Source organism: Alphaproteobacteria bacterium HT1-32 (assembly GCA_009649675.1).
In the GTDB taxonomy this organism is placed as follows: domain Bacteria; phylum Pseudomonadota; class Alphaproteobacteria; order Rhodospirillales; family HT1-32; genus HT1-32.
Genome location: WJPL01000001.1, coordinates 989984 through 1005380, shown reverse-complemented (window position 1 = coordinate 1005380; position 15397 = coordinate 989984). Strand labels below are relative to the sequence as shown.

Annotated in this window: 15 protein-coding genes; 1 reads left to right on the top strand and 14 read right to left on the bottom strand. The window is 57.8% G+C overall.

Translation table 11 applies throughout. The features are described from left to right. Positions 1-63: 63 nt before the first annotated feature. The 4 genes from GH722_04770 to hflK form a co-directional block, all read right to left on the bottom strand. Entirely contained in the window at positions 64-474 is a 411-nt protein-coding gene (locus GH722_04770) for a hypothetical protein (GenBank protein ID MRG71072.1), read from the bottom strand. Beyond that, complete coding sequence (locus tag GH722_04765) at positions 471-2210, bottom strand: hypothetical protein (protein MRG71071.1); 1740 nt, start codon at positions 2208-2210, stop codon at positions 471-473. The genes GH722_04770 and GH722_04765 overlap by 4 nt, the downstream gene beginning before the upstream one ends. A gap of 168 nt (positions 2211-2378) precedes the next feature. Further along, positions 2379-3257: a protease modulator HflC gene (locus GH722_04760; protein ID MRG71070.1), complete on the bottom strand. Its 879-nt coding sequence runs from the start codon at positions 3255-3257 to the stop codon at positions 2379-2381. Continuing rightward, entirely contained in the window at positions 3257-4372 is a 1116-nt protein-coding gene (hflK, locus tag GH722_04755) for an FtsH protease activity modulator HflK (protein MRG71069.1), read from the bottom strand. Before hflK ends, GH722_04760 begins: the two co-directional genes overlap by 1 nt. Before the next feature lie 136 nt (positions 4373-4508). Between hflK and apbC the strand changes: the two genes are divergently transcribed. Further along, the gene (apbC, locus tag GH722_04750) at positions 4509-5642 is read left to right on the top strand and encodes an iron-sulfur cluster carrier protein ApbC (GenBank protein ID MRG71068.1); all 1134 of its coding nucleotides are present in this window, start codon (positions 4509-4511) and stop codon (positions 5640-5642) included. A 23-nt stretch (positions 5643-5665) separates the two neighbouring features. Here apbC and GH722_04745 read toward each other — a convergent pair whose 3' ends face one another. The 10 genes from GH722_04745 to GH722_04700 all read right to left on the bottom strand — a co-directional run bounded on the left by GH722_04745 (position 5666) and on the right by GH722_04700 (position 15307). Further along, entirely contained in the window at positions 5666-7543 is a 1878-nt protein-coding gene (locus tag GH722_04745; GenBank protein MRG71067.1) for a hypothetical protein, read from the bottom strand. 463 nt (positions 7544-8006) lie between these two features. Continuing rightward, positions 8007-8567, bottom strand: coding sequence for a hypothetical protein (locus tag GH722_04740; protein MRG71066.1), 561 nt, complete (start codon positions 8565-8567; stop codon positions 8007-8009). A gap of 4 nt (positions 8568-8571) precedes the next feature. Further along, positions 8572-9894 carry a TRAM domain-containing protein gene (locus GH722_04735; protein ID MRG71065.1) on the bottom strand — a complete coding sequence of 441 codons (1323 nt, stop codon included), beginning with the start codon at positions 9892-9894 and terminating at the stop codon, positions 8572-8574. Between the two features lie 3 nt (positions 9895-9897). Next, positions 9898-10494 carry a hypothetical protein gene (locus GH722_04730; protein MRG71064.1) on the bottom strand — a complete coding sequence of 199 codons (597 nt, stop codon included), beginning with the start codon at positions 10492-10494 and terminating at the stop codon, positions 9898-9900. Continuing rightward, positions 10491-11507 carry an MCE family protein gene (locus tag GH722_04725; GenBank protein ID MRG71063.1) on the bottom strand — a complete coding sequence of 339 codons (1017 nt, stop codon included), beginning with the start codon at positions 11505-11507 and terminating at the stop codon, positions 10491-10493. Before GH722_04725 ends, GH722_04730 begins: the two co-directional genes overlap by 4 nt. A gap of 41 nt (positions 11508-11548) precedes the next feature. Then, positions 11549-12382 carry an ATP-binding cassette domain-containing protein gene (locus GH722_04720; protein MRG71062.1) on the bottom strand — a complete coding sequence of 278 codons (834 nt, stop codon included), beginning with the start codon at positions 12380-12382 and terminating at the stop codon, positions 11549-11551. 24 nt (positions 12383-12406) lie between these two features. Further along, positions 12407-13195, bottom strand: a complete 789-nt coding sequence (locus GH722_04715) for an MlaE family lipid ABC transporter permease subunit (GenBank protein MRG71061.1) — start codon at positions 13193-13195, stop codon at positions 12407-12409. Between the two features lie 9 nt (positions 13196-13204). Next, a complete protein-coding gene (locus GH722_04710; protein ID MRG71060.1) occupies positions 13205-13531 on the bottom strand; it encodes an anti-sigma factor antagonist in 327 nt (108 codons plus the stop codon). A gap of 10 nt (positions 13532-13541) precedes the next feature. Then, complete coding sequence (locus GH722_04705; protein ID MRG71059.1) at positions 13542-13967, bottom strand: ATP-binding protein; 426 nt, start codon at positions 13965-13967, stop codon at positions 13542-13544. Beyond that, entirely contained in the window at positions 13964-15307 is a 1344-nt protein-coding gene (locus GH722_04700) for a SpoIIE family protein phosphatase (protein ID MRG71058.1), read from the bottom strand. Before GH722_04700 ends, GH722_04705 begins: the two co-directional genes overlap by 4 nt. Positions 15308-15397 lie beyond the last annotated feature (90 nt).

Below are 15397 nucleotides of genomic sequence, written 5' to 3'. Positions count from 1 at the left end.
GTGGATAGGCCATACCCCGGCAGTGCTTTTTTCCCTGCGGGGTGGCTTCTGCCGCTCAGCCGGTCAGTCGAACCGGCCTTCCCGTTCATAGCGATCATATTCGCTGCGCGACAGAATGCGCCGGGCGGCGGAACGGGGCAGCTTGCAGGGGGTGACATCATAGGCGCGCGGTCCCCAGTCGAGGCCGCCATATTTGTCGAGTGCCCCGCGATCAACCCGGAAATCGACGATATCGCCGTTCAGGGTACGAAAATCGAGGCTGGCGCGGTCGATATAGTAGCGTTCCTGAATGCCGAAAGTCGTATAGACGATGCCGTCGGTATTCTGCACGGCACGGCCACTCTCCTGCACATCGCCGACCGGCCCCAGCCGTGCAACGCCATAAAGCGGTCCACAAGCCTCTGGCCGGGTGATGATGCCGCAGGCCGACAGGCTGGTCAGGGCAGAGACAAGGATGGCGAGTCTGAGGATCATGGCCCGGCGGTGACTTTCAGCCCGAGAAACTGCACCGCAGCATCGGCGCTGAGAGCCAGCAGACCGGCGACCTGATCGACAGGTACGGGATTTTGCGGGGCAAGTGACATCGTAAGACGCGGTGTACCATTGATAAAACTGATGATTTCATCATAGACGGCTTTGCCCGGTTTTGTCGTCATGCTGGCCTGCAGGTTCCGCAGGGTTTGCTCGGCCTCGCGACGTATGGAGTCGGGGGGGCGGTTTCCCGATGCAACACTGGTGATAGCCGCGTCGAGCAACTGGTCATTGATAATCGTTATCTCGGCTTTCGCCAGTTTGGGGTAGGTGATGTTTCCGCCATCCGGCAGCAGAGTCAGTCCGGTCAGTTCAAACTGGCTGGTAAAGGCTGCAAGACCGTCCATGGCGACGTCGAGAGTGTTGACGGTCAGGATCAGGTTTTTCGGATCAAGGGTGAAATGATGGTTCAAATCAATCGTGAGCTGATCGAGATGGGCATGGTCAAGAATTTTCCGGGCAGATTCCTTCTCCTGTCCGTCAAAGGCACTTGCCGGAAGTGCAAGGTCGTCAACGCTGAAGCCAAAATTCAGGCGATGGTTCTCGTCAATGCGGAAGTCATTTACCAGCAGGCTCGCCAGTGACAGTGACTTGCGGTTTGCGGTGACCATAATCTCACGGATGGAGAGGTCGCCGGCATCAAGGGGTGGCATGGCACTAAGAAAGACCGACGGATCTGTTGTCTCCAGGTCAAAAATTTCCGGTCGGGTGCGCAACAGTTCGCGGATATCATGGGCGGCCTCGGTCAGGTCATATCCCGTCACGCTGATGCTTCCGACGGAAAGGCTGTCGCCGGTCTCCGTGCTGAATTTCAAACCGTTCAGACTGGCGGGTCCGGCAGCATAGCCGCGATACAGACTATTATGATTACTGTCGACGGTCAGGGAATAGCGCTTCCCGTCCAGCACTGCGACACCCGTAATGGTCTCCAGATTCAGCGAGTCATAGCCAACGCCGGTCGCTGCGTAGGCATTAAGGGTGCGGAGATACTCAGCTGGCGTAAGATCGGGCGAGAAGTCAGCAAGCGTGCTTGAAAAAGCTGTGGCAGGATATGCCAGATCAAAGCCTGTGGCTGTTGTCCGTTCTATATTGAGGGCCAGTGTTGCCTGTTCCTGATTGTCTCTGATATCGCCAGCCAGGGCCAGACCATTGGCTGCCATGGTGCCGATACGGCCATCAGCTACATTTTCCAGATTCAAGGCGTTGTGCAGCAGGGTAAATTCTGTTGACTGAGGTCGGTCTCCAATTGCTTCAATGATCGTCATTTTCCCGCCAGAGAGCAGCGCCTTGCCGATATGAAATCTCTCAAGCCCTTTCAGAAAACCGGGAGTGTCTGAGGTGTCAGCGGCCATCCGGATATTGGAGAGCAGGCTATCACCGATTGCCCAGTTGAACTGATAGGTGGTCGCGTTCACCCTGAATGAGAAAGAGACAGTCGCTGCCGTCCATGAAACCGTTGTCGGTGATATAAGGTCCGGCAATCTGTCGGTGCTGCTGGTCTCGCCGGTTGTAGAATCCACGATCAGCGCGACGCTGCCAAATTCCTGTTCAGATGTCTTGAGTCCGACAAAGGCGACCTTGACCGGACCTGTTGTAACTTCGAACGCAGTGGCGGCTGAATTGGTGAAGGCCAGTACTGCAATAAGGATCGCTGACAATGAGAACAGACGTTTGAACATCATTAACTCCGACAAGGTCTAGGATGCGGACAGACTAGCACTTTGCCGATAGGAAGCGACAGTTTTGCAACTTTGAAGTTATGAAATTTCAGGCAGCAGAAACGACGAGGGGATATGACCGGTCTGAAAACAGCTCAGGCGGTCATATCCCCGTCGATATCAGTTATGTCAGTTCGGCGCCTTGAGCGTCGAGCCTTCAAAATATTTGAAGAACTGGCTGTCAGGCGAAAGCACCAGTGAGGTGTTTCCGTCGGCCAGTGCCTTCCGGTAGGCTTCCATCGACCGGTAGAACGAGAAGAACTCCGGGTCCGACTGATAGGCATTACGCAGGATGCGTTCTTTTTCCGCATCGCCCTGACCGCGGGTGATTGCAGATTCACGCTCTGCCTCAGCCACGATGACGGTCCGCTGACGATCTGCCTCGGCCCGGATGGTTGCGGCGATTTCCTCGCCCTCCGCCCGCAGCTTGTTGGCTTCCCGCTGACGTTCGGTCCGCATCCGGTCATACACGTTACGTGAAATTTCTTCCGGCAGTTCGGTCCGGCCGATACGCACGTCGAGGATCTTGATGCCGTAACGGGCACCTTCCTGATTGACCTGCTCGTTGATGGTTTTCATCACGTCATCACGTTTTTCCGACAGCAGATCGGTCAGGTCGAGACGACCCATGACTTCACGCATGGCGGAGTTGATGATGCCGCTGAACCGGCTGCGCAGACCGATTTCATCCCGGACAGTTTTCCGGAATTCAAGCACATCGACAATGTTGTACCGTGCGAAGGCATCGACATTGATACGCTTCTTGTCAGCCAGAATGACTTCCTGAACCGGCGGATCAAGATTGAGAACCCGCTTTTCATAGAATTCGACGGACTGAACAAACGGCAGCTTGAAGTTGAGGCCGGGATCCGTGACGACCCGCACCGGATTACCGAACTGCAGGATCAGGGCCTGCTGGGTCTGGTGTACGGTGAAGAGCGACATGGAGGCGATGATGCCGATCGCGCCGATAATGATCGCGGCGATGATGAGTTTGGCGTTACCCATTACTGGCCTCCCTGCTTCTGCAATTGATTAAGCGGCAGATAGGGGACGACACCGGACCCGCCGTTCTTGGTGTCGATGATCGTCTTGTTCGAATTGCCATAAATTTCCGACATGGTTTCCAGGAAGATACGCTCACGCGTGATTTCCTTTGACCCTTTGTAGGTGTCGTAGATCGACAGGAATTTCTGCGCTTCACCTTCGGCTTCCGCCGTAACCTTTTCCTTGTAGGCCGAAGCACCCTGAATCATCTTCTGGGCTTCACCACGGGCGGTCGGAACCACACTGTTGCGATAGGCTTCGGCTTCGTTCTGAAGGCGTTCCTTGTCCTGACGGGCACGCTGCACTTCGTTGAAGGCATCGATGACCGGCTGTGGCGGATCTGCTTTCTGCAGCTGCACGTTCGTGATCTCGATACCGGTCTGGTACTGATCGAGCGTTTCCTGCAGCACCTGCCGGGTTTTCGCCTGAACTTCCGCACGACCGTCGGTCAGGGCGTTATCCAGCGAGGTCTGGCCGATGACTTCACGCAGCGAGCTTTCCGCCATGATCTTCACGGTGGTTTCCGGATCACGCACGTTGAACAGATAGTTTGCGGCATCCGAGACGCGCCACAACACATCGACATCCATATCAACGATATTCTGGTCACCGGTCAGGATCAGGCTTTCGCCGGGAACCTCACGGCCACGACCGCTCTGGCCGGAATAGCCGATCTGAACGCGGCGGATATTCTCCGCATCGACAATGTCGACGTCTCCGATAGGTGAGGGGAACCAGTAGTTCAGACCGGGAGTAGTGCGGCCATTGAATTCACCAAACAGCAGCTGCACGCCTTCTTCGCCGGGCTGTACCCGATAGAAGCCGGTAATGCCCCACAGCACGCCTGCGACGATAAGACCAAGGATGATACCTTTGCCGCCGCCAAAGCCGCCGGGCATGAATTTCTTCAGGCGATCCTGACTTTTTTTCAGCATTTCCTCAATGTCGGGGGGCGGTGTTCCGCCGCCATTTCCACCGCCAGAGGGCCGCTTGCCCCATGGACTTCCGCCGTTATTGCCGCCGCCACCGCCGCCCCATGGGCCGCCGTTGCCGCCGCCCTGTTGATTCCAAGGCATATATTGTTCCCTTCGGATTAATCCCTGCGCTTTGCATTCACGCTGCCTGCGCCTTATATGACAGGCACACCGCTGCCGCAATGGCAGGTGATGAGCTGTCCCTGCCAATATTGGCGGAAAAACAAGGTTTTCAAGAATGCCCGACGTAACAAATGACTTAATTCTGGCGGCCCTCAAGACTGTCGTTGATCCGAAGAAGGGCGCAGACATTGTCTCGCTGGGTATGGTGTCGGGTCTGATGATCAAGGACGGGCATGTCGGTTTCGCCCTAGAAGTCCCCGCAGAACGGGGGGCAGAACTGGAGCCGGTACGCAAACAGGCCGAGCAGGTTGTGCATGATATGCCGGGCGTTCTGTCGGCCACCGTCGTGCTGACGGCAGAGCGGTCCGGGGGCGGCGAGGCACAAAAGCCGGCAAAGGAAGCCGGTGCTGCCCATGGCCGCAAACGTGCCGATGAGGGCGAGGCTTTTCTGCCGGGTGTGCGGGCGATTATCGCCGTTGCTTCCGGCAAGGGCGGTGTCGGTAAATCGACAACGGCGGTCAATCTGGCACTGGGACTGTCACTGAACGGGCTGAAGGTTGGCCTGCTGGATGCGGATATTTATGGTCCGTCGATGCCCCGGATGATGGGGATCTCCGGTCGTCCGAATTCACCGGATGGCAAGGTGCTGATACCGATGGAAAATTTTGGCGTCAAGGTGATGTCGATCGGTTTCATGGTGCCGGAAGACACGCCGATGATCTGGCGTGGCCCGATGGTCATGGGTGCCCTGCAGCAGATGATGAAGGATGTGCTGTGGGGTGAACTGGATGTGCTGGTGGTCGACATGCCGCCGGGCACCGGTGATGCACAGCTGACCATGTCACAGAATGTACCGCTGGCCGGTGCAGTGATCGTCTCGACGCCGCAGGACATCGCCTTGCTGGATGCGCGCAAGGGCCTGAACATGTTCCGCAAGGTGGATGTGCCGGTTCTCGGTCTGATCGAGAACATGAGCTACTTCCTCTGCCCGAGCTGTGGTGAGCGGACGGAGATTTTCGGGCATGGCGGCGCACGGGCGGAAGCCGACAAGCTGGGAATGGATTTCCTTGGTGAAATTCCGCTGCATCTCGATATCCGGGTGACGTCAGATGGTGGTCAGCCGATCACGGTCAGTCAGCCGGACAGCCCGCATGCAAAGGTCTATCGGGATATTGCGACGAAAGTCTGGGCGAAGGTTGAGCCGAAGATCGCCGCCAACAAGGCTGGTCCGAAAATCGTTTTCCAGTAGGAAATTACCGGCGGGCGCGGGGCTCAGACGCCCCCGCCGCCTTCCATTTCCAGATCGCTGAAACTGACCTGGCCGTCAACCTTGCCGACCACGGTATAGCCGTCTCCGGCACCGTTGGCGTCGTAGTAGAACGTGCCGGTGTCATCATAGATCAGCACCGGTGTTCCGGCCTGGAACGAGCTGTTGCTGACGTTCGTGCCGTCAAACACGTCATGCAGCCGGATGGCGGTAATTCCGTCGACAAGGCTGGAAATACCGCCGAAATTGTAGCCGTCGAATGACAGTTTATCGGTGCCTGTATCAAAGTCTGTGATCTTGGTGACGGAAGCCAGTTCAGCGTCGGTTGCGACACCATTGGTGGTTTTTGCATAGCCGTCTTCTGCACCGCCAAAATGGAATGTATCGGCACCATTGCCGCCGGTCAGGGTGTCTGCCCCGGGACCGCCGTTCAGTGTGTCGGCTCCGTTACCACCCTGCAGAATGTCGTCGCCTTCGCCACCTCGTAAGTCATCAGCTCCGTTGCCGCCGCTGAGATGGTCGTTGCCGTCACCACCATCGAGATAATCATCACCATTGCCGCCGCTGAGGTAATCATTCCCGGCACCACCCACCAGTTCGTCATTGCCGTTGTCACCAGTCAGGGTCTGATCTGAAGCGGATTGTCCATTTCCGGAACGGGGAGAATCCAGCCCGGCTGCAAGCAGGTCATTTTCATCTGCCGTGACCGGCAGGTCATTGCCGTTGTTGTCTGACGTATCGTCCTCACCGGTTGTATCCTGCTCTCCCGGCGAGGCCGCCAGGCCGGAAAGTGCCGTAAATATCTGGTCAGATGTGTAACCGGCATTCAGCCCGGCCTGGATGATCTCGTTCAGGCTGCCCGGAAGGCCCGGGAACCCGCCTGTTTCGGTTGTCGGCAGTCCGTCACTGCCAGAGATTTCATCTGTGTTGCCCACCGGAAGGTCAGCGCTGACGGCGGGGCTGAATTCTCCGCCGGGGGCCGCTGCCACGGTATTTCCTGATGTCAGTTCAGGACCTGCGACTTCGCCAATCTCTTCATCAAGGCTCAGTTCTTCCTCTTCGTCAGAAGCGTTTTCCTCACCGGTTCCGATTTCTTCAATTTCAGGCCCGGCTTCGAGTTCGGATTCCTGCAATATCTCAGGCCCTGCGGCTTCTTCTTCCGCTGCGGCCAGTTCCTCTTCAGCCGTTTCCTCTCCGTCGGCGGCTTCGCCGGGCAGGGGCGGGCCGGATTCCTCGCCATCGTCTCCCCCGTCCTGGGGGGCCGCATTGCCGTGATCAACTGCGGGCAGTGCGCGGAGCGTCATGTCGTAACGGTTTGTGACATCTTCCTGGGAAATCACGACCGGATCCGGAACCCCGGCCGAGGGATCGCTGATTGTAACAGTCTGGAAGGGACGGTTGAGAACCTGGATGCCGCCTTCATTATAGACCACGATCTCACCGGTAGTGCCGTCATCCTCACGCAGCAGGGTAAAGCTGTTGTCGCTGCCTTCCGGTCCGGCCTCGCCGACAACCTTGGTGCCGCGAACGCCGATGGTGGCAACCGGGGTCTGAACCATCATGCCGTCGGGTGTGGTTTTGGCGATAGAGCCGGAAACGAAACTGAATCCACCCTGAATTACGGAAAAGAAAGAAGACCCTTCCTGTGTCGCGGGATTGTAGATCATCTCGTCAATGGTCATCTCGCCATTGGCCCCCAGCGAGAAGGCGGAGCCGTCGGTAAAGGAAACGCCGACCGCGCCATCATCGGCGGTTTCGATCAGATCACCCTGAAAAACCGGGTCACCGTTGCCAAGCTCTGCACGGGATCCGTCGGACCGGACTACCCAGACGCTTCCTTCTGAAGCTTCCACGGTACCGATTGCTGCTGATTGCTCATTCATGTTTCAGTCTCCTGTGTCGGATCATTCCCCCGACGATGAAGTTCTTACTATCCGCTGAATCCCCGCTGTTCTGTGACTTTGGTCACAAATCCCTGAAATTTACGTCGAATACGATGTAAATCGTGTGGAAATGCAGAAAATGCGAAATTTCCGGACTGTTCCGGTTTTATGAATCCGGAATGCATGACGTACTGAACAACTGGAGCCGGGTGTTCTGCGGAAGATGCCAGATTGCCGAAGGTTCTTATGGAGGGCGACAAAAAAAGTGCCGCTTGCCAGAAGGGGGAAGAGGGCAAGCGGCACCTGAAAGTCACAGGGAGGAACATTGACCGGTTCATCTGAGCACCTACAGGGAGAGCAGAGGCATCGGGGACATATCCCCGGAAACGATCAAAACCATGACTGTAAGGTAGCGAATCTGCCGGTTGATGCTATTGGGGATAACCCGTAGAGGTTTTCTCTGTCAGCCGGGCTGGCTGAAAAATAAATCAATGCGGTGGAAGTACCGTTCACCGCTGTCCTGTGCGGCGTTGGTACCATCAGGTACGCCTTCGCTGCGGCCAAGCTCAAAAAACTCGCTGCCTGACAGCTTCACCAGCATTTCGGCACCCTCCTGCACATCGCCATGCCCGTCGCCCAGCAGCTTGCTGGCTTCCAGATATATCGGCAGCCGGAGGATGCGGTCGAATTCCACACCGTCAGCGAGACTGACCGCCTCTGCAAACCCGAGAAGATAGCCGAGATAATACTGGATATATCTGTCCTGGCCGGGGGCCAGCAGAGCCGGGTTCAGATTTTCACGGCAGAGTTCGATGGTGCGGATCATTTTCCAGACGGCACGGTCTTTCAGCACCTTGTTACGGTGCATCCAGGCTTCTTCCATCCGGCTCTGCCTGTCGCGCAGCAATGTCGTATTCTCGGCGTCCGGGTCACGTCGTTGCATGACGATAAAGGCGACGCGGACGACGGCAATGACGACCAGAACGACGGTGGCAAAGGTAAGCCCGTCAACAATGTTGCCCATTGTCTTACCGGTCCAGTCGGGCGACCAGTTCCGTCTGGTCGGAATAGAGGAACTGATCGATCGGCTGGACCCATGTCAGGCGCCATCCGGCCTTTACCAGCAGGGCTGTATCGCGGGCAAAGCTGTCGGCTGAGCAGGAGACATAAACCAGCCGGGTGAGCTTCTCGCAGCCCGCAAGTTCGCTGACCTGATGTCTTGCCCCGGCGCGGGGCGGATCCAGAATGACGGCGCTGTAGCGATCCAGGTCTGATGTGATGACGGGTCGTCTGTCGAGATCCCGTGTCTCTGTGGTCAGACGGCTGGCAACGGCACTGCGCCGTGCCGCAGAGGCAAGGGATGTTGCCATTCGTTCCATTCCCTCGACCGCATGGACCGGGCGGTTGCTGGCAACCGGACAGGACAGGCTGCCGAGACCTGCATAGAGATCGAGCACGGGGCCGTCTGTGTCTGCCAGTGCCTCGGCAACGGCCTGACGGATCAGTGCCTCGCCGGCACTTGATGCCTGCAGGAAAGCGCCGGTCGGAATGGCGATATTGATTTCACCGAATTTTACTGTCGGTTGTCGTCGTGCTGCGGCCGGGGTTGCCTCGCCACGGGCACCGTTCCGCCAGGACAGGCGGGCCAGATCCAGCCGCTCTGCAAGACCGCTGAATCCCTGCAACAGTTCCAGATCAGGTTCATGGTCGAGTTCCAGCAGTACATCGGGTCCGGAATCACTGGCGGTGACAAGAATCCGTCCGCGTCTGACAACAGGTCCGGTCAACAGGGTCGGAAGCTCGCGGCGCAGTCCATCCATGACATTCTGGAGCGCCGGTTCCAGCAGCAGGCAGCTTGTGGCATCAATGATCCGGTTGCCCCGCCGGACCGAATATCCCAGCAACAGACGGCCTTCGCCGAGGCGGAACTGCCAGACAGCGCGCCGGCGCGTCCGTTCTCCTGTCCGCTGCATCGGCTCCAGACATGTTGTATCGAGTCCGGCTGCTTCAAATGCGGTGGAAACGGCGCGGGTTTTCCAGTCGATATAAGCCCTGTCGTCAAGATGCTGAGCCATACATCCGCCGCACAGGCGGGCGATCGGGCAGGGCGGCTCACGTCGTGATGGGGAGGCCCGGACAATGTTCACCAGCCGTCCGCGTGGCGGACCCTGTTCAAGGAAGGTAACCTCAGCTTCGACGATTTCGCCGGGCAGGGCGCCGTCAATGAAGGTGGTCCGGCCATCGGGCAGGGCGGCGATACCGTCGCCCATGACACCAATATCGCGGATTTCGAGTGTGAACCGGTCACTGGGCGCAGGGCGGGGTGGCTGTCGTCTGGTACGTCGGGCCATCGCCTATTTGCTGGCGTCTGTCAGCAGGCCGTTCAGGATGCGGGTCAGTGCCTCGTCGAGGGCTGTGATTGCATCTGACATGCCGTCGGACCGGGCGTCGACTTCTTCGCTGTAGGTTTCCAGCAGCAACAGTTTGTTGTCGCGGTAATTATGCAGGGCAAATTCGATCGTCAGTGCCACCCGGGGGGACGGACCATCAATGATGCGCTCCATCCGGAGGATTTTGCTGGTCAGCGCATAGTCATTACGGATGCGCAGTTCCGGGGTGACCACCTGACGGGCGATATCAGCATCGCGGAGAAAACGGACGATCTGCTGTTGCAGCATTGCTGCCGGAGGCTCGGCCCAGAAATGATAATGATATTGTTCGATCATCGACCGGTCGGCGTGACGGCTGAGCACCAGTGCGCGTTCGGAATAAACACCGTCGGCATTGGGCCGGTCGACCATCAGTACACCGCTGAGGCGGTTTGCGGGTGAGGCTGTCGGGGCTGCAGCGGTCAGCCGGTAGAAATGATCTTTCGGCACAGGTGGTGCGGAGCAGGCGGTCAGCCCGGTGACAAACAGCAATAACAGGAGAGGACGGATCAGATGTCTCATTGCGGTGAACTCGCGCCTGATTCACTGGGGGCTGAACCGCCCAGCAGGAGGCCGGGATTCTGCCGGATCTGGCGACTGAATTCGAGCATGTTGCGGCTTGTTCCCTCCAGATTATAGGAGATTGCGTCGACATGACGGGACAGGGCCTGCACAACAAAACGGGTTTCCTCGACCGTTTTGTTGATGTTGTCTTCATTCCCGGCGACCAGACCATCGACCCGGTTCAGTATGGTATCCAGTTGCTCACGGGTTTCATTCATCCGCCCGGTGAACAGGGAAACGTCGCGTGCGGTTTTGTCGAAGTTGGCAAGGGCTCTATCGATGGTCGACATGTTCCTGGCGCTCATGATTTCCCTGACGCCGTTATCTACTTCCCGGCTGATATCATGCAGGCGTTCGGTGAAGTCTTCCAGATTGGCCAGAATCAGCGGCGTCCGGTCGGCAACTTCACGGGTCAGGCCGTTCACGTTATCGATCATGGCCGGCAGTTCGTTTTCAAACACCTTGCCGAAGGCGGTGACCTGACGATCAAGATTGCTGAGCAGAGGTTTGACGCTGTTTTCACTCAGGTCACCAAACTGCTCGGCGACACCGGACAGGGCGGCAAAGATATTGCTGGGACGTCCGGGCAGAATCTCTGACCCCGGTGCCAGCGCTTCCGCGCTCAGTCCCTCGCGGATATTGATGGTTACGGCGGCCAGCAGACCGGAGGCGGAAATCTCGGCGATTGAATCAGCCGGAATGCGCCAGTCTTCCGTCACAGACAGCGTAATCCTGAATTTTACCGACCCTTTGAAAGTGGTGGGCTCAATGGCCTCAACCTGCCCGATGGGATAGCCTTCATAGAGAACCTGGGTGCCGAACTTGATGCCGCCAACATTTCCATAGGTGGTGTAATAGGTGCTGACGGCGCCTGTACGTCCGGTCAGTACGGCAATCGTCGTGATCAGCGTGACAAGGGTCACCAGCACGAAAAAGCCTACAAGCGCATAATTTATCCGGTGATTCGTCATTGTTCCCCTGATCAGTTGATGGCGTCGTTCCCCCGACGCAATCAGTCGATCCTTTCTCCAACCAATCTACGCAAATATTCGTCCGGATCGAGAATAACTTCCTCGGTACGGCGGTTCAGAAGGTTTTGTACACGCTCATTCGGCGAATTGCGAACTTCCTCCGTCGTTGCACTGATCAGCACTTCGCCCTTGTCGAGCACTGTAATCCGGTCGGCAATCTTGAAGGCACTGTCCAGTTCATGGGTTACCACGACGATACTCATCCCCATGGCGTCGCGCAGGCGGAGGATCAGATCATCCAGTGACGCGGCGACAACCGGGTCCAGACCTGCACTCGGCTCGTCAAGAAACAGCAGCTTCGGATCCATGATGACGGCCCGTGCCATTGCGGCCCGTTTCATCATGCCGCCAGACAGTTCAGACGGCATGAAATCCTCGTAGCCGGCAAGGTCGACGACCTCCAGCTTCAGCCGCATCATGATTTCCATGGTGCCGCGATCCAGCGAGGTATGTTCGCGAAGCGGCAGCATGATGTTGTCGCCGACACTCATCGAACTGAACAGGGCGCCATACTGAAAGGCGACGCCCATCTTCTTGCGCAGTTCGTACATCTCCATCGCGGGCAGGGTGGTGATGTCCTTGCCAAGGAGTTTGATGCAGCCGGATGTCGGATGATGCAGCTTCAGCATGTGGGTCAGGCAGGTTGACTTGCCGGATCCGGACCCGCCCATGATGACCATGATCTCACCGTGATTGACGGTGATATTGACCTTGTTGAGGATTTTCCGGTCACCCCAGTGCGTGACCAGATCGACGACCTCCACGGCATAGTCGGACTGCAACCCGGGAAGAGGGGCTGTGCCGGTGTCTGGCATATGTGAGGTCAGCTCAGCCATCTTTTATCGGGTCGCCAGGAAGGCGAACAGCATGTCGGTAATGACGATAGCGCTGATCGAATGGACAACGGACCGGGTGGTCATCTTGCCGACCCCTTCTGCGCCGCCTTCGACACCGGCACCATTCACCACGCCGACCACCGTGATCAGGATGGCAAACAGGACGCTCTTGCCGAGACCATGCATGACGTCGTCAACGCTGAGGGCTTCCCGCAACTGGTCGAGATAGGCCACCATGGAAATGCCGAGGTCAGCCGAAACATAAAGCCCCGCCCCCAGCAGACCAACCATATCGGCGAACCAGGTCAGTGCGGGCAGCATGATGACCATGGAGATCAGCGCCGGTGCGACCAGAAACCGGACGGGGTTGATGCCCATGACGGTCAGCGCATCAATTTCCTGACTGATCTTCATGGTGCCAAGCCGCGCCGCCAGCGCGGATCCGGAACGCCCGGCAACCAGAATTCCGGTGATGAGGGGGGCGAATTCACGGGTGATCGACAGCGCGATACCCAGTGTCACCCGGCTTTCTGCGCCAAAAATACGCAGGGTATGGATGCCCTGAATGGCCAGCATGATGCCGATGGTCAGCGATAGCACGGTAACAATCGGAATGGCGCGGATACCGATTTCCATGCTTTGCGCAAAAACGGCGTGCAGCCGCACCGGCTGTTTCCGGTACGATCCAAGGACGATCCAGTAGAGACTTTCCCCGAACAGGCCGGCGGCGCGGCCCATTTCCGCTATGCCGGCGACGGTACGTTTGCCGAGCCGTTCTGCGAAGGAAATCATCAGATGGGCCTAGCCGCCCGTCACCGCATCAACCGACGCGTGAATGGTGAAAATCTTGTCGAGGCGTGCCAGTTCCAGCACACGCATGGCGGCGGCGGAGACCGATGCCAGCGAAAAGTCGGAACCGCGCTTGCGGGCGTTCTGGAAAGCTTCCACCAGACTGGCGACACCGGATGAATCGATATAGCTCACGCCGGATAGGTCAACGATGACCGCATGCCCGGCCCCGATCTGCTCCAGCAGCAGTTTCCGGACATCCGGCGACCGTTCGAGATCGACATCCCCGGTCAATTCGACGATTGCGTAGTCGCCAGTGTTACGAACCTTATATGCCATGTTTTGACCCTCAAACGATTTTCTTTGTCAGCTCCAGAAGGTTGCCCGCGCCTTCCGGTGGCCGCTTGAATTCTGCCTCGTCCATACATTCGCGGATAATATGCACGCCAAGCCCCCCCGGGCGGACATCTTCCAGATCACGCGATTTCACCTGTTCTACAACAACGGGCTGGGCATAGTCGATGAGCTTGATGACCAGCGTATCCTTCGCCAGCCGCACATCCACCGTAATCAGGCCGTCCGGATCGTTCTTGTATCCATGCCGGATGATGTTCTGACAGGCTTCGTCTACAGCCATCACAATATCCTGCCGACAGGCTTCAGAACAACCAACGGTTTCAGCGGTGCTCCTCAGCGTATTGCGGATCAGCTTCAGCCGTTCCGGCAGGGCCGGTACGGTGATCTCGATCAGTCTGACATTGTCTGTGTCGCTCATCCCGCCCTGTCGATCCCGAGAATGGTGATATCGTCATGCAGCTTTGCGCCATGCTGCGTCAGTTTGTTGGTAACGGCGAGAAGTCTTTTGCGCAATGGTTGCCGGGCGGTTTCATCAAGGATGGCCTGTACACCATCCTGTCCCAGCATTTCACCGCTTTCGACTGAACCTTCGGTAACGCCGTCTGTATATATATAAAGTGCACCATCACCGACATCGATTTCAGTGACAGGAAATGTCATGCCCGGAAAGGCGATGATACCGAGTGGCTGGGCTTCCGCAGGAAAATCCTGATAGCTGCCGTCTTGCCGCCGCAGCAGGGGCGGTTCATGCCCGGCATTGGCCAGCCGGACAATACCGGACGCCGGGTCAAAGATGCCCCCGGCCATGGTAACGAACATGCCGTGGGTGCTGGTCTCGCAAATTTCCTCGTTGATCCGGACGAACAGTTCGCCGGGGTCCTGGGCGTTACGGCCAAGGGCCCGGAACAGGCTGGAGGTCTTGGCCATCAGCAGGGCCGCGTTCATCCCCTTGCCCGAGACATCGGCCAGCGCAAACCAGATACGTCCGTCCGAGGCTTCGAAAACATCATAGAAGTCACCAGAGACTTCCAGTGCAGGCTGGTTGATCCCGGCAATCGGGTAGCCTTTATCCGTCGGCCGTGGCAGCAGGTTGCGCTGAACCTCGGCCGCCAGTTCCATCTCGCGGCGGACCCGTTCCTGATTGACCATCTGCGCAGCCAGCTGGGCGTTGATGATCGCCAGAGCCGCCGTTGACGCCATGGCGCGCAGCATATCCTTGTGGCTGTCATCAAACAGTCCGTCGCCGCCGTTACGGTTGACGACCTGGATGGCCCCCAGCATCCGGTCACGGACTGACATCGCGGCAGACAGGATGGACCGGGTTACGAAGCCTGTGTCCTTGTCGACCTGCCGGTGGTGGTCCGGGTCATTGCGGACATCGCGGACGATCTGGACAATGTTGTTCTGCACTGTCCGGCCGACGATGCCCTTGTTCGAAGGCATGCGCAGACCGGTGATGTCGGACGAGCCGACACAGGCGCGGCATTCCAGTTCGCTGCCATCGTCGGACAGCATGAACAGCGAAGCCGCTTCCGCATCCATGTAATCACGGATCAGTTCCAGCGCCGTGGAGATGGTTTTCTGAACATCCTGTGATGCGGCAAAGCTTGCCGTCATCTCGGCCAGCAACTCAAGATGGTCCTGAAAGGCATGGCCTGACTGGTCCATCGGTTCCGTAATTGTCTGTAGCGGCCGGATACTGTCCATTGCGACAAGACTATGCCGCTTTCGCAGCCGTTGGTAAATCACCCGTCTCATGTCGGGGTTCTGTTTGCGGTCCGGGTGGCTTCTGAACAGCGATTTATCTGAAGTGGTACGGTTGCGCGCCCGCTTCTACCGCCCTATATA